The sequence below is a fragment of the Streptomyces sp. NPDC030838 genome, assembly GCF_055572035.1.
Map to the genome: position 1 here is coordinate 504,979 of NZ_JBVIED010000002.1, position 20,238 is coordinate 525,216.

Here is a 20,238-nt window from a genome sequence, read left to right on the forward strand (position 1 = left end):
GAACTGACCTGCGGGTTTGCCCCGCAGGAATTACTTGGCCTTCTCGAGGATCTCGACGACGCGCCAGCGCTTCGTCGCGGACAGCGGCCGGGTCTCCATGAGGAGGACGCGGTCGCCGACACCCGCGGCGTTCTGCTCGTCGTGCGCCTTGAGCTTGTTCGTACGGCGGATGACCTTGCCGTACAGGGCGTGCTTGACGCGGTCCTCGACGGCGACGACGACGGTCTTGTCCATCTTGTCGCTGACGACGTAACCCTCGCGGGTCTTGCGGAAGCCGCGCGCCTCGGTGTTCTGCTCAGTCACGTTGTTCTCGCTCATGCGTTCTCCACCGTTTCGATGCCCAGCTCGCGCTCGCGCATCAGGGTGTAGATCCGCGCGATGTCCTTACGGACGGCCTTCAGCCGGCCGTGGTTCTCGAGCTGGCCCGTCGCCGCCTGGAAGCGGAGGTTGAACAGCTCTTCCTTGGCCTCGCGGAGCTTCGCCAGAAGCTCCTCGTTGCCCAGCTCGCGCAGCTCGGACGCCTTGGTACCGGCCGACATCACGCTTCACCTGCCTCGCGCTTGACGATCCGGCACTTCATCGGCAGCTTGTGGGCGGCACGAGTCAGCGCCTCACGGGCGATCTTCTCGTTGGGGTACGACAGCTCGAACATGACGCGTCCGGGCTTGACGTTGGCCACCCACCACTCCGGAGAACCCTTACCGGAACCCATGCGGGTCTCGGCCGGCTTCTTCGTCAGCGGGCGGTCCGGGTAGATGTTGATCCAGACCTTGCCGCCACGCTTGATGTGACGGGTCATGGCGATACGAGCCGCCTCGATCTGGCGGTTCGTGACGTACGCCGGGGTCAGCGCCTGGATGCCGTACTCGCCGAACGCAACCTGCGTCCCACCCTTGGACATACCGTTGCGCTTCGGGTGGTGCTGCTTGCGGTGCTTGACCCTACGGGGGATCAGCATGTCGGTCAGGCCTCCGTTCCGGTGCTCTCAGCCGGAGCGGCAGCCGCGGGGGCCTCGGCCTTGGGGGCCTCGGCGCCGGCAGCCTGCTGCGGCTTGCGACCGCGCCGCTCGCCACCACGGCCACCACGGGCCGGGCGGTCGGCGCCACCGCGGGCCGGGCGGTTACCCGCACGGGCGGCAGCGTTCTCGGCGCGGACCTCGGCGATGTTCTTGACGTCGCCCTTGTAGATCCAGACCTTCACACCGATGCGGCCGAAGGTCGTCTTGGCCTCGAAGAAGCCGTAGTCCACGTTCGCGCGGAGCGTGTGCAGGGGCACACGGCCCTCGCGGTAGAACTCCGAGCGGGACATCTCGGCGCCGCCGAGACGGCCACCGCACTGGATCTTGATGCCCTTGGCGCCGGCCTTCATGGCGGACTGCATGCTCTTGCGCATGGCCCGACGGAAGGAGACGCGGGAGGACAGCTGCTCGGCGACGGCCTGGGCCACCAGCTGAGCGTCCGTCTCCGGGTTCTTGACCTCGAGGATGTTCAGCTGGACCTGCTTGCCGGTCAGCTTCTCCAGGTCGCCGCGGATGCGGTCGGCCTCGGCGCCACGGCGGCCGATGACGATGCCGGGACGCGCGGTGTGGATGTCGACGCGGACGCGGTCACGGGTGCGCTCGATCTCCACCTTGGAGATGCCGGCGCGCTCCATACCGGACGTCATCATCCGACGGATGGCGACGTCTTCCTTGACGTAGTCCTTGTACAGCTTGTCGGCGTACCACCGGGACTTGAAGTCCGTGGTGACACCGAGCCGGAACCCATGCGGGTTTACCTTCTGGCCCATTACCGGGTTCCTTCCTTGCTGGCGACGACCACGGTGATGTGGCTGGTCCGCTTGCGGATCCGGTAGGCACGGCCCTGGGCACGCGGACGGAACCGCTTCAGGGTCGGGCCCTCGTCGACGTAGGCCTCGGCGATGTAGAGGCTGTCGACGTCGGTGTGGTCGTAGTTGTGCGCGGCGTTGGCGATGGCGCTGTCGAGCACCTTGCCGACCGGCACGGAGGCAGCCTGCGGAGCGAATCGCAGGACCGCCTGAGCCTCCGTGGCGTCCATGCCACGGATAAGGTCCACCACGCGGCGGGCCTTCATGGGCGTGACGCGGATGTACCGCGCCTGGGCCCTGGCTTCCATGGTTGTCCCTTCAGTTACTTACGTGTCTGAATGCGATCCGCTACTAGCGGCGCTTCGACTTCCGGTCTTCCTTGACGTGACCCCGGAAGGTGCGCGTCGGCGAGAACTCGCCGAGCTTGTGGCCGACCATCGACTCGGTGACGAACACCGGGATGTGGGTCTTGCCGTTGTGCACCGCCAGCGTGTGGCCCAGCATGGCCGGCACGATCATGGAGCGCCGGGACCAGGTCTTGATGACGTTCTTGGTGCCGGCTTCGTTCTGGGCGTCCACCTTCTTCATCAGGTGGTCGTCGACGAAGGGCCCCTTCTTCAAGCTACGAGGCATCTCAACCCGTCCTTAGCGCTTCTTGTTCGTCTTGCGGCGGCGGACGATGTACTTGTTCGACGCCTTCTTGGGCGAACGAGTACGGCCTTCCTTCTTGCCCCACGGGGAGACCGGGTGGCGGCCACCGGAGGTACGACCCTCACCACCACCGTGCGGGTGGTCGACCGGGTTCATGACCACACCACGGACGGTCGGGCGAACGCCCAGCCAGCGCTTGCGGCCGGCCTTACCCCAGTTGATGTTGCTCTGCTCGGCGTTGCCGACCTCGCCGACGGTGGCGCGGCAGCGCACGTCGACCAGGCGGATCTCTCCGGACGGCATGCGGAGGTGGGCGTAGGCGCCCTCCTTCGCGAGCAGCTGCACGGAGGCACCGGCGGAACGGGCGAACTTGGCACCGCCACCGGGACGGAGCTCGATCGCGTGGATCGTGGTACCGACCGGGATGTTGCGGAGGGCCAGGTTGTTGCCCGGCTTGATGTCGGCCCCGGGACCGTTCTCGATGCGGTCGCCCTGCTGCAGGCCGCGCGGCGCGAGGATGTAGCGCTTCTCGCCGTCGGCGTAGTGCAGCAGCGCGATACGCGCCGTGCGGTTGGGGTCGTACTCGATGTGCGCGACCTTCGCCGGCACGCCGTCCTTGTCGTGACGACGGAAGTCGATCACGCGGTAGGCGCGCTTGTGGCCACCGCCCTGGTGGCGGACGGTCACACGACCAGCGTTGTTACGGCCGCCCTTGCTGTGCAGCGGGCGGACCAGCGACTTCTCCGGCGTGGACCGCGTGACCTCGACGAAGTCGGCGACGCTGGCGCCACGACGGCCAGGAGTCGTCGGCTTGTACTTGCGGATACCCATTTCTCAGTCCTCGTCCGATATCGGACGATCCGGACCTCCCTTAGGAGGTCGGACCGCCGAAGATGTCGATACGGTCGCCCTCGGCGAGGGTCACGATCGCGCGCTTGGTGGCGGCACGCTGGCCGAAGCCGGTGCGGGTCCGCTTGCGCTTGCCCTGGCGGTTGATCGTGTTGACCCCGGTGACCTTGACCGAGAAGACCGCCTGCACGGCCTCCTTGATCTGGGTCTTGTTGGCACGCGGGTCGACGACGAACGTGTACTTGTTCTCGTCGAGGAGCGCGTAGCTCTTCTCGGACACGACCGGCTTGATCAGGACGTCACGGGGGTCCGTGTACGCCTTGCTCGCCGGGGTGACGACGGTGTTCTTGCCCTCGGCGGCGTGGCGACGCGCCTTGGCGACGCGCGCGGCCTTGGCGGCCTTGGCGGCCTTGGAGGCAATGGCGGGGTGACGGATAGCCATCAGGCCTCGCTCCCTTCGGTGTCATTGGCCTTCGGGCCGGACACGAAGGACTCGAAGGCGGCCTTGGTGAAGACCACGTCGTCCGAGACGAGAACGTCGTACGTGTTCAGCTGGCCCGGCTCCAGGATGTGGACCTGGGGCAGGTTGCGGGCGGACAGCCACGCGGCCTCGTCGGAGCGGTCGACGACCAGGAGCAGGTTCTTGCGCTCGCTGATCTTGCCGAACAGGCTCTTGGCGGCCTTCGTGGAGGGGGTCTCGCCCTCGACCACGCCGGTGACGACGTGGATGCGGTTGTGACGCGCCCGGTCGGTGAGGGCGTGACGCAGAGCGGCAGCCTTCATCTTCTTCGGGGTGCGCTGCGAGTAGTCGCGCGGCACGGGACCGTGCACGACGCCACCACCGGCGAACTGCGGCGCGCGGGTCGAACCCTGACGGGCGCGACCGGTGCCCTTCTGGCGGTACGGCTTCTTGCCACCGCCGCGGACCTCGCCACGGGTCTTGGTCTTGTGCGTGCCCTGACGGGCGGCAGCCAGCTGCGCGACGACGACCTGGTGGATCAGCGGGATGCTGACCTTCTCAACGCCGAAGATCTCCGCGGGGAGCTCGACGGAACCGGCCTTGTCGCCCGCCGGCGAAAGGATGTCAACAGTGCTCATCGGTTACCTCAGGCCCCCTTGGCCGCGGTGCGGACCAGGACGAGGCCGCCGTTCGGACCGGGAACCGCGCCCTTGATGAGCAGCAGACCCTTCTCCGCGTCAACGGCGTGGACGGTCAGGTTCTGGGTGGTGACCCGCTCGTTGCCCATGCGACCCGCCATGCGGAGGCCCTTGAACACACGGCCCGGGGTGGCGCAGCCACCGATGGAACCGGGGGAGCGGTGCTTGCGCTGGGTGCCGTGACCGGCGCCGAGGCCACCGAAGTTGTGGCGCTTCATGACACCGGCGAAGCCCTTGCCCTTGCTCTTGCCGGTGACGTCGACCTTCACGCCGGCCTCGAACACCTCGGCGGTGATCTCCTGGCCGAGGGTGTACTCGGAAGCGTCCGACGTGCGGATCTCCACGAGGTGACGACGCGGGGTGACGTCCGCCTTGGCGAAGTGGCCCTTGAGGGGCTTGTTCACCTTGCGCGGGTCGATGTCGCCGAAGGCGATCTGGACGGACTCGTAGCCGTCGACGTCGTTCGTACGGACCTGGGTGACGACATTGGGCCCGGCCTTGACGACGGTGACCGGAACAACACGGTTGTTCTCGTCCCACACCTGCGTCATACCGAGCTTCTCGCCCAGGATGCCCTTGATCTGCTTAGCCATTCTCAGCCCACCAGCCTCAGAGCTTGATCTCGATGTCGACACCGGCCGGCAGGTCGAGTCGCATCAGAGAGTCAACGGTCTTGGGGGTCGGGTCGAGGATGTCGATCAGGCGCTTGTGCGTGCGCATCTCGAAGTGCTCGCGCGAGTCCTTGTACTTGTGCGGCGACTTGATGACGCAGTACACGTTCTTCTCAGTGGGCAGCGGCACCGGGCCCGCGACCGACGCACCAGTGCGGGTCACCGTCTCGACGATCTTCTTCGCCGAGGAGTCGATGACCTCGTGGTCGTAGGCCTTGAGCCGGATGCGGATCTTCTGTCCCGCCATGGCTACTTCGTAGTCCTGTCTCTCTACAGCTCTGGAACCCGGTATTCCTGGCACTTCCTCCGACCCACGCGGTCGGGCGTGTCGCGTTCCCACTGACACAGATGTCCCTTGTTCGAACATCCCTGCGGGGAATGCACACGGCCCTTCCGGAACCGCAAGCCGAGGACGAAAGGTCCACCGGGTGCCTGGCCGGTGCCGCACCGACGCTTCCCGGAAGATTCCCGTACGTCCGCCCCTGATCAGGGGCGACGAGTACTGTGGGACTCGCTTCCGGTCCTCCCGGCGGGAGGCGCGCAGCATCAACACTCGACCGAGCAACTCGGACAGTCTGCCATATGGGGCAGGGGCGACGCCAATCGAGCCGGAGAGAATACCCCGAGGGTGACGTAGGTCAAACACCTGGTAGGCGCCTGGCACGTTGGCGGTCATGAACATGCTTACCCGACTGTGGTGCGGCACGGCCGCCCTGGGCATCGGGGCTAGCCCGTCGCCGCGCGGTCGAGGGAGTGCGGGAGATCGACCTGAGCGAGCGCCCGGCGGGCTACTTCCAGGTCTGCCGCGTGCCCGTTCCGGACAGTTCAAGGCGTACGCCGAGTACGAGGACGTCTCCGGCGAAGACCTGTCTCTGCCGGCGAGCATCGCCCACGGGGCGGCGACGCGGGCCGCCGCGGAGATCGGCTGCGAGGCCCGCCTGCCGAAGCTCCCGGACCGGCTCGACCGCCGAGCCGGGACCTGGGCCCGGCGGATCCGCAGGCGGCTCCTGCGCCCGGTACGCCCGCCACCTCGACCGCGCCGGACAGGGCAGGCTCCCCGACCACGCGCTGGGCGTCCCCACCTCACCGCGCGCCGCCGAGGAGATCTGCCTGCCGGCCATGAGCCAATCCGGACGGCCTCGCACTTCGGCCCGGACGCGCGCTCGGTCGGCTACAGGGACTACGACGACACCCCCAACACCTACGACGGCGTCATCGCGGACCGCCGCAAGACCCTCTTCGAGGCCTACGTCGCTGACATCACCGAGCGCCGGGGCTGCACGGACGTCAAGCTGCCTTGAGCGTGTCCCGCAGGGCGTGGAAGGCGGGCTTTCGGGCGAAGTCGTCGGTCATGACGGTGGCAGATCCTTCACCCTCGAAGAACACCGGGACCCAGGAGTACTTGTCGGTGAAGCCCCAGATGGTGAAGGAGTTGCAGTCCTCGACGGCCAGGCAGGCCGACAGCGCACGCCGGTAGTAGTCGGCCTGCTGCTGCTCCTGCGCCTTGGTGGGCACACCGCTCTCCGGCAGATCCATCCGCACGTCCAGCTCGGTGATGGCCGTCTCCAGACCGAGCGCGTCGAACCGCCGCAGGTTCGCCTCCAGGTCGCCCGGGAAGCCGTAGCGCGTGCTCAGGTGCGCCTGCGCGGAGAAGCCGTGGACGGGAACACCCTGCTTGCGCAGGTCCTGGACGAGGGCGTGGTAGGCGTCGCTCTTGGCGTTGACGCCCTCGACGCCGTAGTCGTTCAAGAACAGCTTCGCCTTCGGGTCGGCCGCGTGTGCCCAGCGGAAGGCGTCTGCGACGATGCCGGGCCCGAGTTCGCGGATCCAGATGTTCTCCTGGGCCCGGAGCTTGCCCTCCCCGTCGAAGATCTCGTTGGCCACGTCCCACTGCTGGATGCGGCCGGCGTAGCGGCCGACGACGGTGGTGATGTGCTCGCGCAGGATGGCGCGCAGTTCCTCCTTGGAGAAGTTCCCCTGCTCCAGCCACTGCGGGTTCTGGCTGTGCCACAGGAGCGTGTGCCCCCGCACGACCTGGCCGTGCTTCTCGGCGAACTCGACGATCGCGTCGGCGGCCGCGAAGTCGTAACGGTCGCGCTCGGGGTGGATGAACTCCCACTTCATCTGGTTCTCGGGCGATACAGAGCTGAACTGGCGGCCGAGGATCTTCCGGTACTCCCTGTCGTAGGTGAACGGGTCCGGATAGTCCTGCTCCAGGTGGTGCCCACCGCCCGCCACGGCGGTACCCACGAAGAAGCCCTCGGGCGCGGCCGCGCGCAGCCGGTCGAACCTGGCGTGGGAGGCGTCCGACTGCGACGCGGCCGGGGTCGCTAGCGGCAGGGACAGGGCGGCGGTGGCGAGGGCCGCGATGGCGAAGCGAATGGGTCTCATGCGGGGAGTCTCATTCCGTCGTCTCGAAAGTTTCGAAGCGATATCCGAAACATTTGATGACGGAAGCTAGCGGCCCGCCGAGCGCCGGGTCAATGCCCGTGCAGCGATCCAGACACGGCTGCGCCCCGCCCCCGGCGGGAACCGGGTGCGGGGCGCAGACGTCCTCGGCGTACTGCGCGACCAGGCCGAAGGATGGGAGCCGGAGGGCATCCGCCGGCTCCCCCACGACCCTCGGGAAAGCCCACCTGGAGAAGCTGTACGACCGGATCGCTCCCGCCCTCGACCCCCGGCAGGCAGCCCTCGCCGTCTTCGCCGCCACACCGCTGCTGGACCGCCGGGTCGTTACCAACGGCGAGGGCGCGCCGTGCGGCTCACGGATCGTGCACCACCTGGTCGACGGTCTCCTGGCAGACGACGCCGTCACTGCCGAGGGCCTTACCAGTTCAGTCACATGACAACGTCTTGACCGTGGCGGGGAAGTACGCACGCATGAACTTCTCGATGTCCTTGCGGCGGCTTTCGTCCATAATGTTCACCTCGGGCAGGTGAAGTTCGATAATCAAGTCCGTGTTACGGCCGACAACGCACGGCCCCGATACAATCGCACCATTGTTGCCGACAATCGCTTCTTCCGCGATGTTCACCGACTGCCACTGCGAAACGTCCTCGAAGATGGGATCGTACTTGGATCGCCCAGAGAATCCAGGGGCAGCAGTCGACCAATAGAAGTGAAGCTCCAAAATCGGTTTTCCGTCGGAATAGAGGGTACAGGGGGCCGAGATTGCCTCAGACCGATCCAGCCGGTTGACCTCGGCCAGGTCGTCCGTGGACGTGAGCACCGAGCGGAGCAGCGCCCGGTCGACCCGGGTACCGCACAGCGCCTCCGGGATCTGTTCGCCATCCGACTGGCCACATGCGGTCGCGACGAAGGCCATCGCCAGCGCGAAAAAGACCGTCAACCCATGCTGCCTGAGAGACCTCACGTCGCCTACTTTCCGGATACCCCTTGCGCGTGCTTTATTCCGTCCTCGGCGGACTCGTTGATCTGTTTCTGGACATCGTAAGGGTCCCGAGGAGGCGACTCATGGGTGTTGCGCCATTCCTCGGCGAGCGCCATCAACTGCCCGTTCCGACTTGAATAGTGCGCAACATTCTGGGCGGTCTGCTGATCATCGAGCCTCCGCTGTTCGTCCTCCAGCCACTTCCCGGTGACATAGTCGAATCCCGCCTGAACATCGCTGGAAACAACGGGGATATGGCTGATGGCGCTGTCGACCAGCGCCTTGCCCTCGATCTCTGGCTTCTCCGGCTCGCCCTGTGCCTGGATCCGGGCCTCCTCGAGGAAGCCGATCGTCCGCCCGGCCCTGTTCAGCGACTCAGTAGACCCCTCGGGTCCGTCGTCATGGATGGCGGCCACCATCGCCTGGTTCAGTCCGCCGTTCAGCGTGCTGTAAGCGTCCGAGTCCTTGGATACCTGCTTGGTGACCTGGAAGAGGTTGGTCTGGTCAAGCGGTGAGTCGGCCATGCTGATGTTGCTCATCGCCTTGTGCACGGTATCGCCGTGATTGATCAGAATGTTGGCCATCGGCTCCCGCATGGACGGCGGGAAGTCGTCCCCGCTGTCCGCGAAGAGCGTGATCGCCGACTTGAAGACCGCCTCGTTCTGCTTCGTGTGCTCGACGTAGTGGGCGTTCCTGTCCGAGGGGTCGATGCCGGTCGCGGCGGCCTGGAGGGCCGCTCCGAAGCCGGCGCGGGTGTCGCCGTCCTCTCCCGGGGAGTACGTGCCGACCTTCGGTCCCTCGTGTTCATGAAGGGTGACGTCCCAGTTCCGCTCCTTCACGAGGTACTTCATGTTCTCCTCGGAGCTGAGATAGCGCGCCGCCGTTTCCGGATCGCGGCTCATGATGCCGAGCATCCCGTCCACCGGGTCGTTGGCGAACCAACCGTCGCCCTTACCTGCGTACTCGTGCTTCATCTGCCAGATGCCGGGGTCCTTCTTCTCCGCCGCGATCATGTCGTCGGTGAGGTCCCCGAGCATCTCCGGCGCGTATCCGTGGCCCTTCTGCATGAGGGTGACGAGCGACTGGTAGCCGACCGCCTTGTCGAGGCGCGCGCCCTGGACATCGGTGGCATGCCGCTCGACCCCGGCCTTCCGCATCTCCTCGCGCCAGTCCTCGTACCACTGCGACTTCGTGTCCTTGGTCGCCGAGGCAAGGGCGTTGGCCAGGCCCGTCTCGATCGCGGAGTAGTCGCCGACGCGGTCTCCACCCCGCACCTGGATCAGGTCGTTCAGCTCGTTCGTCAGCTTGATCGTGCCGGTGGCGCCCAAGCCGTCGAGGAGAGTCCGTGAGAACGCCGGGTCGTCGCTGTTGTCACGGAACGTCCGCCTCAGTTCGGCGAACTCCTTGTCCGAGAGGCGGTCACCCCTGGCGAGCTTCTCCAGCGCCTCTTCCGCTGCCTGGCCCTCGTACGTCTCGACGTCGTTCTTCGCCTCACCGTTGAAGCCCCGGCCCCCGGCGATGACACTCTCGTCGACCACCACGGCCTGCAGCGCGATCCGTACACCGGCGTCCGCGTCCGTCACGTCCTGGACCGCCTTGTTGATGCGGTCCTGCCAGGACTGGACGGCTTCCCGGTACCCGGGGTCGTGGTGCACGGCCCTGCGCTCGGCCTCGGACATCCGCTCGATGTCCAGGCTGACGAAGCCCTGGTCCGAAACCTTCATCCCCGCGTCGATGGCCTCCTGCCGCGCGGCCTTCAGCCGGCCGCGCAGCTCGACGAACTGCGTGTGGGCGTCACGCAGCAGACCGGCGACGGCCTTGGCCTCGGTCTGCGCGTACTGGAACTGCTTGAGGGTGATGTCGAAGCGGGCGTTGGCCGCCTCCGCGCTGAGACCCGCCCACGTCTGGCCCATGGAGATGCCGTGCACGTCCCGCCCGTAGGCCTTCTCCTGCTTGGCGAACTCCCCCGCCATGCCGTCCCAGCTCTTCGCGGCGGTCGTGAGCGCGGAAAGGTCGGTGGTCATGATCTCGTGGTAGGTGGGCACGACTAGTTCCGCCCCCGGGAGTAGGCGTCGAAAACGGAGATCTGCCGTGCAGCGCCTCGCACCGTGAGGTCGGCGCCGGTCAGCGTGTGGTTGGCCTGCCGCAGAAGGTCGATCTCCGAGCCGAGTCGGTCCATCAGGTTCTTCACCTGGTCAGCCCAGGTCTCGTGGGCCTTCTTCAGTGCCGTCGACGTGTCCCATCCGTCCCCGTCCTTCGCCCCGAACGCCTTGACCGCGTTCGCGGTGTCCGCGTCCGCATGACGCCCCGCTTTCGCGGTGTCCGGTTCGATGTGGTCCTCAATCGCCTTGGCCGCGGCCTTCTTCTCGGCGGGCGAGGAAGCCAGGTCCTTGGGTCCGCCGCCCGAGGGACCGATCCCTCCCCGATCGGCTGGAAGCTGATTCATCCTCATCTCGGTCACTGCTCCGCCGCCTCCCCGTCGCCTCACGCGCCGCACGTGCGCTGAGGCAATTTCTGATCAGCGTCCGGCACCGTAGCGCGTCTGCCGCGGAGCGTCATAAACCGGTCAACCCGACTCTTTCGCCGACTAGCTGCGGGTCACCGTGCCGCACTCCTCCCCGTCGAACACCTCACCCAGGGGCGTATCGCGGTCGTACGGGTCGCGGGCCTCGCCCGTGGGTGGGGTGTCGGTCGGGGCGACAGTCGGGAAGGACGGGTGCAGGAAGCCGCCCTCGTTTTCGCAGGAGACGTTGAAGTACGCGGCGTCGTAGCGCTCCACCTGGAGCTTTCCGGGGGTGGCCGTCCAACGGGCCGGGTCGGACAGGAGCACGGTCAGTTCGCGGCGGACGATGGTGCGGGAGATGCGGTCGGCGCCGCGCTCCGCCTTCACCATCGGGTAGACGAAGGTGTAGTCGGCGCGTACGCGCACCTGCCCGGGCTTGCCGGCCTCGTACGTCATCGTGCCGCGCACCTTGACGACGTCCCCCACCGGGCGTACCTCGTCCGGGTCGAAGCGGGAGAAGAGGTTCACCGGATCGTGTTCGCGGTCCGGTGAGCGCAGGGCGCGGCGTGCGTCCGAGAGCATGTCCGGCTGCTTGGGGTCGAGCAGGGCCAGCGCCTTCTCCGGCCGACCGCCGCGTCGTACGTCCGGGTCGAGGTTGGCCGTGACCAGGAACTCCTTGGTGCGGCGCAGGGCCAGCTCCACGTCCTCCTTGCTCATGTCGCCGACCGCCTTGGCGGCCGGGATCTCGATCGCGTCCGCGCCTTCGGCCCAGGAGCGGGCGGGTGAGCCGCGGAAGGGGGCGTCGAGGGTGGCGCCGTCGCCGGGGACGGGGGACGCGGAGGCCGTGGCGGCCTGGGAGCCGTCGTCGCCTCCGGGCAGGCGGTCCGTCACCAGTGAAGGCCGGATCGCGACCACGGCGAGCCCCACGGCCAGCAGTACGCCGATCGCCGCGCCCAGCCTGCGCCTGCGGCGGGCGCGGCCGTGCGTCTCCTCCCACGACGGCCCCGTACGCCAGCCCGGCGGGGCCGTCTCGCCCTGCTCGCGCAGCCGCTGAGTCACCATGCGCGCCCGCGCCGACGGCTCTTTCGGCGCGTCGGCGCCGCCGCCTTCCGCGGCCTCTCGGAGGAAGGCCTCCAGCTCCTCGTCGGATATCGAGGGCTGCTCACCGGGCTGGTCGGAGGGCGGGACGGTACTCACGGGCTCACTCTCAGGATCAGGAGACGAGGGTCGGCGCGGGCCTGCGCGATCATTCCTAAGCCGTTTGTTGACAACTGCACAAGCGGTTCCGGCCAACTGAGCTCTCCTACTCAGCCCGCCCGGGTACCTCCGCCCTCCCCGCACGCCCGCCCGGCGGATTTGATCGAGGGCATGTCCACACCGACGTCCCGCCTCCACCCGGCCGTGCCCCGTGCCGTCCTCCTCGCCCTGCTCGGCATCGTCGTGGTCGTGATCGCCTTCGGTGCGTCCGCCTGCCAGTCCCTGGCGGGCGGTCCGGTGCTCTCCGCCACGGACTACCGGGAGCGGGTGGCCGAGACGGAGGCGGCCGGTGAGCGCGCGCTGGGGGATCTCGACCCGATCCCCACCACCACCGGCGACGGGGTTCTGGAGGAGGTCAGCGGCTCCTGCGTGGACGACTTCGGTTTCGACGACACCGGTGTCACGCGGGACGAGCCGACATACGAGTGGGCCCTCGAGTTCCCGGACCGGGACGCCTACCTCACGGCCGTCGAGAACCTCCACAGGACGTGGACCGAGCGCGGCCTAGACGTGCGGCGCGTCAAGGCCGACCAGGACTCGGGCCTGCCGGGCGTCACCGCCACCGACGACGGTGTCCGGCTCACCCTCGCCCCGGACTGGTACTCCGACCGGCCCGTCCTGCGCGCCAACGGCGGGTGCATCCGGCACGAGTACTGAGCCGCCGCGCCTATGGCACCCGGAGACCGCCCGCCTAGGGTGACCCGCATGGTGACCAAGGACAACGCGGTGGCGGCCGCCCTGCTCTTCCTGACGACCGGGCCCTACGCGGACCAGGCCGACTCCGTGGTCATGCTCACGGACACAGCCGTCGAGTTCGCCTACGGCTGGACCGTGTGCTTCGACCTGAAGGAGCACATCGAGACGGGCGACGTCACGAAGAGGCCGTTCAGCCCGGTCGTCGTCGTGCCGCACGACGGCACGCCCGCCCACATGGCTCCGAACTTCCCTCCGACGGAGCACTACATGGAGATGCGCGCGTCCGGCGACTGGCCGCCGCCCCAGGACTACGACTGGCGGCGGATCAACGCCTGAGGACACCTCCGCCCGAGGGGCTGGGCCGCACGATCCGCATCGGGCAGCCCACCCGCACCTCGGCCTACGACCGCGCGGTACGCGCCCCGCGCCGGAGTCGGCAGACAGCCCGCCGGGTGGCTCGTCGCCCCGCCTGAACGCGCACGCGATGGAGCGCCTGCGTTACGACCCGGCGTGGATCGGGCCGTACGTAGTCCTCGCGGCCCTCGACGGAGAAGCGGAGCGGCAGCGCACGCCCGAGCACCACCACCTCGCCCGCAGCGCGGACGGCCGGCGCACGGTGATCGTCTGTCTGCCCCGCACCGACACGGACCCCGAACGCCGGGCCGTCGAGGCGAACTCCGCCAGGTCTCTGTCCCTGCCCGGCCTCGCGGCCGTCGCGGAGGTCGGCGGCGAGAGCGGCCCTGTCAGCGTGTCGGCGGGAGTGTCCCGACGGCTGGCCCTGGGCGTTGCCGCGGCCGGGGCCAGCGCCTGGGCGTGGCTCGGGCTCGGCGGCGGTACGGCCGTACAGCCCGAGCCCACCGGCTCCGCGTCGCCCAAGTGGGCCTGGTGAGAACCCGGCCGGTCCAGCGGGCTGACCGCCCAGGGCATGCTGGTCGTCACCACGGCGGGCGGTGACGTGTTCGCCGTCGACAGCGGCGACGGACGCACCGCCTGAAACCTCTTCACCTCCCAACCGGGCGGCCCGCTGGTCGTCCAAGGTCACGGGCTCTGGACCACCGCCTTCAACAAGACGGGAGGCGGCATCAGCGTCCTCCCCGCCGACGACACCACGGGTGGCAGCACCCTCGCCAACACCACCTGGGTCTTCCGCGTCCTCAGCGATCCCACCCGCCACTGGCTGACCGCCGCCGGCAACCGCGTCTTCGCCTTGGACGGTACGACCCTCACGGCGCTGCCCGTCTTCTGAGCCGGTGGCTGTTCCGTTCCTCGGCCAGTCCTCCCTTCGAGCGCCCCGTGCAGCAATCGGCCCAGCCGAACGCGCAGGTCATACGTCGTCTGACTGGGGTGGGAGGCAACCACCCCAGCCAAGGAGCAGAAAATGAGCCTCGATGCCCCGGACGCCACGGCGGCAACGACCCGGCCAAGACCCGCTCGGCGGACAGCTCTCCGGCCCGCGCAGCCGGCCACCTGCGTACTCCCCGATCCCCCGGACGACGAGGAGAAGTACTCCTACGTCAGGCGTCACCTCTGGGTGCTCACGGCCGCCTCGCTCATCAGCATGGCCTGTCTCGTCCTCAGCCAGTTCAGGCTGGTCCAGTCGTCTCCGTGGCTGATCGCCCTGCTGCCGTGCCTGGGGTTCACCCTCCTCTATTACGTCGTCTCGCTGCGCGTGAACTCCTTCACCGCGGACTTCGATCTGGAAGTCCACCGCCGACTGGTCCAGGACTGGCGTCCCGAGGCGTACCCGACGGTGGCGGTCTTCCTGCCGGTGTGCGGGGAACCCGTCGACGTCCTGGAGAACACGTGGACCCATGTGCGCCGGCTCGCCGACCGTTACCCCGGCAGGGTCACCCCTTACGTACTCGACGACTCCGCCGATCCGGAGCTCGCCGCCATGGCCGAGAGGTTCGGCTTCGTCTACGGGAGCCGGCCCGACCGGGGCTGGTTCAAGAAGGCCGGCAATCTGCACTTCGGGCTGGGCATCTCCGACGAGGAGTACATCCTCGTCCTCGATGCCGACTTTGCTCCCCGCACGGATCTGCTGGAAGAGCTCCTGCCGTACATGGAGCACGACCCGAAGACCGGCATCGTCCAGTCACCGCAGTTCTTCCGCGTGCTCACACGGCAGACATGGATCGAGCGCGGTGCGGGTGCCGTACAGGAGCTCTTCTACCGGGCTGTCCAGGTGTCCCGTCAGCGCCATGGCGCCGCCATCTGTGTGGGCAGCTGCGCCGTGTACCGCCGGGCGGCGCTGGAGGCCAACGGCGGCACCACTCTGATCGAACACTCGGAGGACGTGCACACGGGCTTCGACCTGCGCCGACTCGGCTGGGACCTGCGCTATGTGCCGCTCCCCCTCGCCACCGGCAACTGTCCCGACAACGTGAACGCGTTTTACCACCAGCAGTACCGCTGGTGCTCGGGTTCCCTGAGTCTGCTGGGCAGCAGGAAGTTCTGGGCCGCCAAGCTCAGGGTCACCACCCGGCTCTGCTACATCTCCGGCCTTCTCTACTACCTCCACACGGCGCTCTTCACCTTCCTGGCACCGCTGATCCCGATCGTCCTGCTGATCGCCATGCCCGAAAAGCTCAAGGCCGAGTACACGCTGCTGGTCGTGCCCAGCATCGTCTACACCTTCGTGATCTTCCCCCTGTGGCACAGATGCCCTTTTCGACTCGAAGCATGGGCCGTGCGGCTGCTGTACGGCTGGGCGCACGTGTTCGCCATCTGCGACGCCGTGTGCGGCAGGTGCCAGCCCTGGCGGCCCACCGGCTCGGCGGCCGCCGGCCGGAAGGGGAACAGACGCTTCTGGATCGGCGTCTGGGTCTGGAGCGGCGGGACGGCTCTCGTGTGGGTGGGCGCGGCGGTCTGGCGGACGCTCACCCTGTACCCGCCGGACTTCGCGCTGGTACTGGCCTCCGGCCTGTTCTACGCCGTGATCGTCGGGCGGGTCCTCGTCCCGCCCAGGGGTGCCTCTGACGCGCCCGTTCCCGTCGTCTCGCGGCGGAAGCCTGCGCCCGCGGAGAATCTCGGCGGGCTGTGACAACGCGATGTCAGCCGAGATCGACCTCGAGCACTCGGTCCGCGTTCCGGCCAGCCTTGTCGGTGGTGATCCACAGCTTGTCCTGGCCGGGCACCAGCTCGGCGAGGCGCATCCGGCCGTGGGTTTTGACGTAGTGCGCGACGGGGGTACCAAGGGCTGTGCCGGTGACCGGAATCCGCCACAGCCGTTCACCGCGCAGCGCGGCGACGTACAGGGCGCCGTGGGCGTAGGTGAGGCCGCTCGGCACGGCCTCGGCGGGACGCCACTGGTGCTTGGGGTTGGTCATGCCGGCGACGTTGCAGACGCCCTCGCAGACAGGCCAGCCGTAGTTCCTGCCCGGTCGGATGAGGTTGACCTCGTCGTACGTGTCCTTGCCGATCTCGGTCTCCCACAGACGGCCCTGTGCGTCCCAGGTGAGGCCTTGCGGGTTGCGGTGGCCGTAGGAGTAGACGAGGGTGCCGAACGGGTTGCCCGGCGCCGGCTTGCCGTCCGTGGTCATGCGCAGGATCTTGCCGTTGAGGGAGTTCCTGTCCTGCGCGTCGCCGGACGTCCAGGCCTCGCCGGTGGTGGCGTACAGGTAGCCGTCGGGACCGAACTTGATACGGCCGCCGTTCGTTCCGCCCTTCTTGATGCCGGTGACGAGCGTCTTGTACCCACTCAGCCGGGTGCCGTCGTAGGTCATCCGCGCGATCCGGTTCCCCTCCGCGGCCGCGTGGTAGACGTAGATGAAGTGGTCGCGGCTCCAGTTGGGCGACACGGCGATGCTGCGCAGACCGCTCTCGGGCTTGGTGTTCACGGTGTGGGGCACGGTCCCGACCTTGGTCTTCACGCCGGACCGGGTGAGCCTGAAGACCTGGAACGAGTCGCGCTCGTTGATCAGCGCGGAGCCGTCGGGCAACCAACTCAGTCCCCAGGGAATGTTCCATCCTGACGAGATGGTCCTGATGGCCGTGGGGACCTTGGCGGCGCTGTCGGACGAGACCGCCGCTGTGTTGCCGGTGGCCGGCTGCGGAACCAGCAGTCCGGCTGCCACGGCGGCGACAGCCGTGGCGCAGGTCGTGGCCCGCCGACGGGTCTTGACGGTGTACACGGAAGAATCCTCCTGGAAAGCACACAGACACGGGTGGTCAGTTTCTGATTCGTTCCCTGAGCCAGACACCGGAAGGTTTGAGAACGCCGGTACCGGCGAACTTGCCTGTACTGCACGTACCTTTCTTGAAGACCGAGATGTCGTGGTCGTTGTCGGCGATGCTCCAGTGCGTCCAGCCGATCTTCTTCCTCGCCATGAGGTCGATGTACTTCTGCGCCATGGGGAAGTCGTTCTCCCAGCCGGTCCATGATCCGACGCCCCACTCCGTGACGAATACCGGGAGCTTCGACGAGGCGCGGTCGAGGAGCGCCACATAGTGGTTCCGCGCCATCTTCGCGTAGAAGTGGAATGTGTACATGATGTTGTCGGCGCGCACCGGATTCTCCACGATCTCCTGCTCGTTGGATCCCTCGGCCCCACCGAGCGTGGCCCAGGCGTGCGTGGGGACAAGGATCACGCTGTCGGGATCAATGGAGCGGATCACCGGAATGAGAGTTTCCGCGTACCTTTTGGCGGTCTCCCAGCTCACATGGTGCGGCTCATTGGCGAGCTCATAGATGACGTTGCTCTTGTTCTTGTGGCGTTCGGCGATTTCCTTGAAGAAGGTGAGCGCGTTGTCGAGGTCCTCGTGCGGATCACCCGGATGGATCGTGTGCCAGTCGACGATGACATACATGCCACGAGCGGTCGCTCTCTCGATCAACTGGTGTGCCAGATCGGTGTACTTCCGCGGATCCGTCTCATACCCGCCCTCTCGCGCGTACGTGGCGATGCGCAGAACACTCATCTGCCAGTCGTAGGCGAACGCGTCCATCGCGGGGCCGGCCAGACAATGGGCGTACCACTGCGTGCCATGCGAACTCAGCCCTCGCAACTGGACGGGCTCGCCGGATTCCGAACAGAGCTGCGTGCCGCAGACCCGGATCTTGCCGTATGCCTGAAGTGGTGTCTTGACCTGGGTCGCCGCCGTCGTTCCGGTGTCCTTGCCGTATGCCGCATTCGCGGAGAGAAGGCCGAGTGCGGCGGCCAGGGCAAGGGATGACCGGGCGACCCAATGGCTACCCGACGTGAGTGAGCGCATCTCCGCCTCCGGAATCATGATCTCTCTCGGTACATACCGCCTGCTGCTCGCAGCCCCTGTTCTGCGAGCGCGTCGCGAAGCAGGGTGCTTGAGATGTGCGGGGTGTAGGGGAAGTAGACGACCTCCACTCCGACCTTCGCGAATTCCACCTCGAGTCGGTTCCAGACGTCTGTGCCGAGCCAGTCGTCCCCCTTGAAGATGACGTCGAAGCCGATGTCCTTCCAGACGGCGATCTTGTCGTCGACGGTCGCGACGTAGATGTCGTCGACGTAGCGCACGCTGCGGACGATCTCCAGGCGCTCGGAGAGCGGTACGACGGGCGGTCTGCCCTTCAGGCGGACCACCAGATCGTCGGAGCAGACGCCCGCGACCAGTCGGTCGCAGTGTTCCCGGGCCCGGTGCAGGATGTTGAGGTGGCCGACGTGGAAGAGGTCGAAGACTCCGGGCGCGTAGCCGAGACGTTCCCCCATCAACGTTCTTCCTTCGGCCGCTCGTCGGCGGCCGTGGTGACGACTTCGAGCTCCTTCGACTTGGACGACGTGTTGTCGCCGTCGGTGACGGCGATCGCGTAGCGGTGGGACGAGCCGGGGGTGACGGTGTCCGTGTAGGTCATCTGCGGCCGGTCCCAGGAGGTGGACCGCTGCCACGGTGCGGCCACGCGGCGGCCGTCGCGGTAGATCAGGTACTGCAGTTCCGCGTCGTCCCGGTCCCACGCGGCGCGCCAGGTGAGCGTGACGCGGCCGGCGGACGTCTCGGCGACCTGGAGCTGCGGGGGCGCCTCCGGGGCTCCGGTGTCGGGTCCGGCCGCGAAGCGTGTCAGGCCCTGCTGCGGTCGGCCGTTGACCTCGGTGAACTCGCCGCCGGCCCAGAGGATGCCGTTCGCCATGTCCAGCGTGCGGGGGCCGTTCTGCTCGCCGATCCCGCCGTCGGTGTCGGGGAACCAGTGGAGGATGCGCCGGTCGCGGACCGACTGGGCCAGGAAGTGCTGGCGGTTGTTGTGCTCGGGGAAGCCCCCTGGGGTCCGGCTGCAGTCGTGGGCGTGGGATCCGCTGTAGAGCACGCCGTTGTGCACGGCGACGGTCTGGGTGGCGCCCCGGCAGAAGTCCTTCCACACCATCGCGTCATCGGACAGGCGACCCGCGATACGGCCGTCGAAGATGCCCGTTCCCCGGCCTTCGGCCGCCACGTAGAAGTTGGTCTTGTCGCGGGCCAGCCCCTGGACCGACGACCTCATCGGCAGCCAGTACGGGTAGACCCCCACCGTCGAGCCGGTCGAAGGGTGCAGGGCGGCCAGGGCGCGGCTGGGGGCGCCGTTCACCATGTCGAAGTTGCCGCCGACGAGGACCTTGTCGTGCTCGGGCGCGGCGAGGATCGCGCGTACCGGTCCGTCGATGTCCGCGGCGAACGGCAGCAGCTTGCCGGCGGGCGTGAACGACGCGATGTGCCTGCGGACCTGGCCGGCGGCGAACAGGAAGTCGCCGCCGAGGTAGACCGCCGAGTCCGTGACCTCGATGGCCCGCACGTACGACGACATGGCGGGACGGAAGTCCTTGCGCAGCGAGCAGTCCTTCGTGTCGAGCGCGACCGCGCTGGACACCGGTGTCTCGTCCGCCGTGTTGAACGAGCCCCCGACGAACAGCACTCGGCCGTCGCGTGACGCCTTCAGCGCCCGTACGGTGTCTCCGCTGCCGGTGAACGAGTGGGTGCAGGGCAGCAGTTGCCCGGTCTTGGCGTCGAACGCGGCGAAGTTCTTGCGTGCGACCTCCTTCTCGCCGGGCTGTGCGTCCGGCGGGCGGACGGTGTCGAAGGTGCCGCCGACGTAGACGACCCCGCGTGCGTACTCGACCGTCCAGACGATGCCGTCGGTCTGCCAGGTCGCCAACGGGTCGGCGGTCAGGGTCTTTTCGTCGCCGTCGGCCGCCGAGGCTGAGGCGGTGATCAGCGAAGCGGCCGCGAGGAGGGCTACGGCGGCGGCCGTGGTGGCGCCCCTCGTCGTCGTTTTTCTCAGGCGCATGGAACT

The 20,238-nt window shown here is 67.8% G+C and carries 25 protein-coding genes; 5 read left to right on the forward strand and 20 right to left on the reverse strand.

Annotated elements, in window-relative coordinates:
* Nucleotides 1-30 precede the first annotated feature (30 nt).
* Genes rpsQ through rpsJ form a run of 11 tightly spaced genes read right to left on the reverse strand, consistent with a single transcriptional unit; the run spans nucleotide 31 to nucleotide 5,403 of the window.
* On the reverse strand, nucleotides 31-318 hold the full coding sequence (rpsQ, locus tag ACZ42A_RS09360; RefSeq protein WP_028420769.1) for a 30S ribosomal protein S17: 288 nt from the start codon (nucleotides 316-318) through the stop codon (nucleotides 31-33).
* Nucleotides 315-539: a 50S ribosomal protein L29 gene (rpmC, locus tag ACZ42A_RS09365; protein WP_007494763.1), complete on the reverse strand. Its 225-nt coding sequence runs from the start codon at nucleotides 537-539 to the stop codon at nucleotides 315-317. Before rpmC ends, rpsQ begins: the two co-directional genes overlap by 4 nt.
* A complete protein-coding gene (rplP, locus tag ACZ42A_RS09370; protein WP_029380975.1) occupies nucleotides 539-958 on the reverse strand; it encodes a 50S ribosomal protein L16 in 420 nt (139 codons plus the stop codon). Before rplP ends, rpmC begins: the two co-directional genes overlap by 1 nt.
* 5 nt (nucleotides 959-963) lie before the next feature.
* On the reverse strand, nucleotides 964-1,788 hold the full coding sequence (rpsC, locus tag ACZ42A_RS09375) for a 30S ribosomal protein S3 (RefSeq protein WP_010036723.1): 825 nt from the start codon (nucleotides 1,786-1,788) through the stop codon (nucleotides 964-966).
* Entirely contained in the window at nucleotides 1,788-2,135 is a 348-nt protein-coding gene (rplV, locus tag ACZ42A_RS09380) for a 50S ribosomal protein L22 (RefSeq protein WP_043503326.1), read from the reverse strand. The genes rpsC and rplV overlap by 1 nt, the downstream gene beginning before the upstream one ends.
* Nucleotides 2,136-2,178: 43 nt before the next feature.
* The gene (gene rpsS / locus ACZ42A_RS09385; RefSeq protein WP_030233885.1) at nucleotides 2,179-2,460 is read right to left on the reverse strand and encodes a 30S ribosomal protein S19; all 282 of its coding nucleotides are present in this window, start codon (nucleotides 2,458-2,460) and stop codon (nucleotides 2,179-2,181) included.
* A 12-nt stretch (nucleotides 2,461-2,472) separates the two neighbouring features.
* Nucleotides 2,473-3,309 carry a 50S ribosomal protein L2 gene (gene rplB / locus ACZ42A_RS09390; RefSeq protein ID WP_043503324.1) on the reverse strand — a complete coding sequence of 279 codons (837 nt, stop codon included), beginning with the start codon at nucleotides 3,307-3,309 and terminating at the stop codon, nucleotides 2,473-2,475.
* A 40-nt stretch (nucleotides 3,310-3,349) separates the two neighbouring features.
* Complete coding sequence (gene rplW, locus ACZ42A_RS09395) at nucleotides 3,350-3,769, reverse strand: 50S ribosomal protein L23 (protein WP_468526560.1); 420 nt, start codon at nucleotides 3,767-3,769, stop codon at nucleotides 3,350-3,352.
* Nucleotides 3,769-4,425: a 50S ribosomal protein L4 gene (gene rplD, locus ACZ42A_RS09400; protein ID WP_166001520.1), complete on the reverse strand. Its 657-nt coding sequence runs from the start codon at nucleotides 4,423-4,425 to the stop codon at nucleotides 3,769-3,771. The genes rplW and rplD overlap by 1 nt, the downstream gene beginning before the upstream one ends.
* 8 nt (nucleotides 4,426-4,433) lie before the next feature.
* Nucleotides 4,434-5,078, reverse strand: a complete 645-nt coding sequence (gene rplC / locus ACZ42A_RS09405; protein ID WP_289933185.1) for a 50S ribosomal protein L3 — start codon at nucleotides 5,076-5,078, stop codon at nucleotides 4,434-4,436.
* Between the two features lie 16 nt (nucleotides 5,079-5,094).
* Complete coding sequence (rpsJ, locus tag ACZ42A_RS09410; RefSeq protein ID WP_003948644.1) at nucleotides 5,095-5,403, reverse strand: 30S ribosomal protein S10; 309 nt, start codon at nucleotides 5,401-5,403, stop codon at nucleotides 5,095-5,097.
* A 427-nt stretch (nucleotides 5,404-5,830) separates the two neighbouring features.
* Between rpsJ and ACZ42A_RS09415 the strand changes: the two genes are divergently transcribed.
* Nucleotides 5,831-6,457: a hypothetical protein gene (locus tag ACZ42A_RS09415; protein ID WP_468526561.1), complete on the forward strand. Its 627-nt coding sequence runs from the start codon at nucleotides 5,831-5,833 to the stop codon at nucleotides 6,455-6,457.
* Here ACZ42A_RS09415 and ACZ42A_RS09420 read toward each other — a convergent pair.
* From ACZ42A_RS09420 to ACZ42A_RS09440, 5 genes are all read right to left on the reverse strand, one after another.
* Nucleotides 6,444-7,547 (reverse strand): endo-1,4-beta-xylanase, encoded by a 1,104-nt coding sequence (locus ACZ42A_RS09420; protein WP_468526562.1) that lies wholly within the window; start codon nucleotides 7,545-7,547, stop codon nucleotides 6,444-6,446. The two genes, ACZ42A_RS09415 and ACZ42A_RS09420, sit on opposite strands and share 14 nt — an antisense overlap.
* 443 nt (nucleotides 7,548-7,990) lie before the next feature.
* Nucleotides 7,991-8,530: a hypothetical protein gene (locus ACZ42A_RS09425; RefSeq protein WP_468526563.1), complete on the reverse strand. Its 540-nt coding sequence runs from the start codon at nucleotides 8,528-8,530 to the stop codon at nucleotides 7,991-7,993.
* A 5-nt stretch (nucleotides 8,531-8,535) separates the two neighbouring features.
* Nucleotides 8,536-10,572 (reverse strand): hypothetical protein, encoded by a 2,037-nt coding sequence (locus ACZ42A_RS09430; protein WP_468526564.1) that lies wholly within the window; start codon nucleotides 10,570-10,572, stop codon nucleotides 8,536-8,538.
* Between the two features lie 23 nt (nucleotides 10,573-10,595).
* A complete protein-coding gene (locus ACZ42A_RS09435) occupies nucleotides 10,596-11,000 on the reverse strand; it encodes a hypothetical protein (protein WP_468526777.1) in 405 nt (134 codons plus the stop codon).
* A 135-nt stretch (nucleotides 11,001-11,135) separates the two neighbouring features.
* Nucleotides 11,136-12,248, reverse strand: a complete 1,113-nt coding sequence (locus tag ACZ42A_RS09440) for a hypothetical protein (RefSeq protein ID WP_468526565.1) — start codon at nucleotides 12,246-12,248, stop codon at nucleotides 11,136-11,138.
* A gap of 171 nt (nucleotides 12,249-12,419) precedes the next feature.
* On the opposite strand from ACZ42A_RS09440, the gene ACZ42A_RS09445 reads away from it, so the two are divergent.
* The 4 genes from ACZ42A_RS09445 (at nucleotide 12,420) to ACZ42A_RS09460 (ending at nucleotide 16,047) form a co-directional block, all read left to right on the forward strand.
* Nucleotides 12,420-12,965, forward strand: a complete 546-nt coding sequence (locus tag ACZ42A_RS09445) for a hypothetical protein (protein ID WP_468526566.1) — start codon at nucleotides 12,420-12,422, stop codon at nucleotides 12,963-12,965.
* 48 nt (nucleotides 12,966-13,013) lie between these two features.
* Nucleotides 13,014-13,340, forward strand: a complete 327-nt coding sequence (locus ACZ42A_RS09450) for a YrhB domain-containing protein (protein WP_468526567.1) — start codon at nucleotides 13,014-13,016, stop codon at nucleotides 13,338-13,340.
* A 148-nt stretch (nucleotides 13,341-13,488) separates the two neighbouring features.
* Nucleotides 13,489-13,893 (forward strand): hypothetical protein, encoded by a 405-nt coding sequence (locus tag ACZ42A_RS09455; protein WP_468526568.1) that lies wholly within the window; start codon nucleotides 13,489-13,491, stop codon nucleotides 13,891-13,893.
* Nucleotides 13,894-14,382: 489 nt separating this feature from the next.
* On the forward strand, nucleotides 14,383-16,047 hold the full coding sequence (locus ACZ42A_RS09460; protein WP_468526569.1) for a glycosyltransferase family 2 protein: 1,665 nt from the start codon (nucleotides 14,383-14,385) through the stop codon (nucleotides 16,045-16,047).
* A 10-nt stretch (nucleotides 16,048-16,057) separates the two neighbouring features.
* Here the strand turns inward: ACZ42A_RS09460 and ACZ42A_RS09465 are convergent, their stop codons facing one another.
* From ACZ42A_RS09465 to ACZ42A_RS09480, 4 genes are read right to left on the reverse strand one after another with little or no spacing between them, the layout of a single operon-like run.
* Nucleotides 16,058-17,137 carry a PQQ-dependent sugar dehydrogenase gene (locus ACZ42A_RS09465; RefSeq protein ID WP_468526570.1) on the reverse strand — a complete coding sequence of 360 codons (1,080 nt, stop codon included), beginning with the start codon at nucleotides 17,135-17,137 and terminating at the stop codon, nucleotides 16,058-16,060.
* A 37-nt stretch (nucleotides 17,138-17,174) separates the two neighbouring features.
* Nucleotides 17,175-18,236 (reverse strand): glycoside hydrolase family 5 protein, encoded by a 1,062-nt coding sequence (locus ACZ42A_RS09470; protein ID WP_468526571.1) that lies wholly within the window; start codon nucleotides 18,234-18,236, stop codon nucleotides 17,175-17,177.
* The gene (locus ACZ42A_RS09475; protein ID WP_468526572.1) at nucleotides 18,233-18,688 is read right to left on the reverse strand and encodes an FAD synthase family protein; all 456 of its coding nucleotides are present in this window, start codon (nucleotides 18,686-18,688) and stop codon (nucleotides 18,233-18,235) included. The genes ACZ42A_RS09470 and ACZ42A_RS09475 overlap by 4 nt, the downstream gene beginning before the upstream one ends.
* Nucleotides 18,688-20,232 (reverse strand): fibronectin type III domain-containing protein, encoded by a 1,545-nt coding sequence (locus tag ACZ42A_RS09480; protein ID WP_468526573.1) that lies wholly within the window; start codon nucleotides 20,230-20,232, stop codon nucleotides 18,688-18,690. Before ACZ42A_RS09480 ends, ACZ42A_RS09475 begins: the two co-directional genes overlap by 1 nt.
* Nucleotides 20,233-20,238 lie beyond the last annotated feature (6 nt).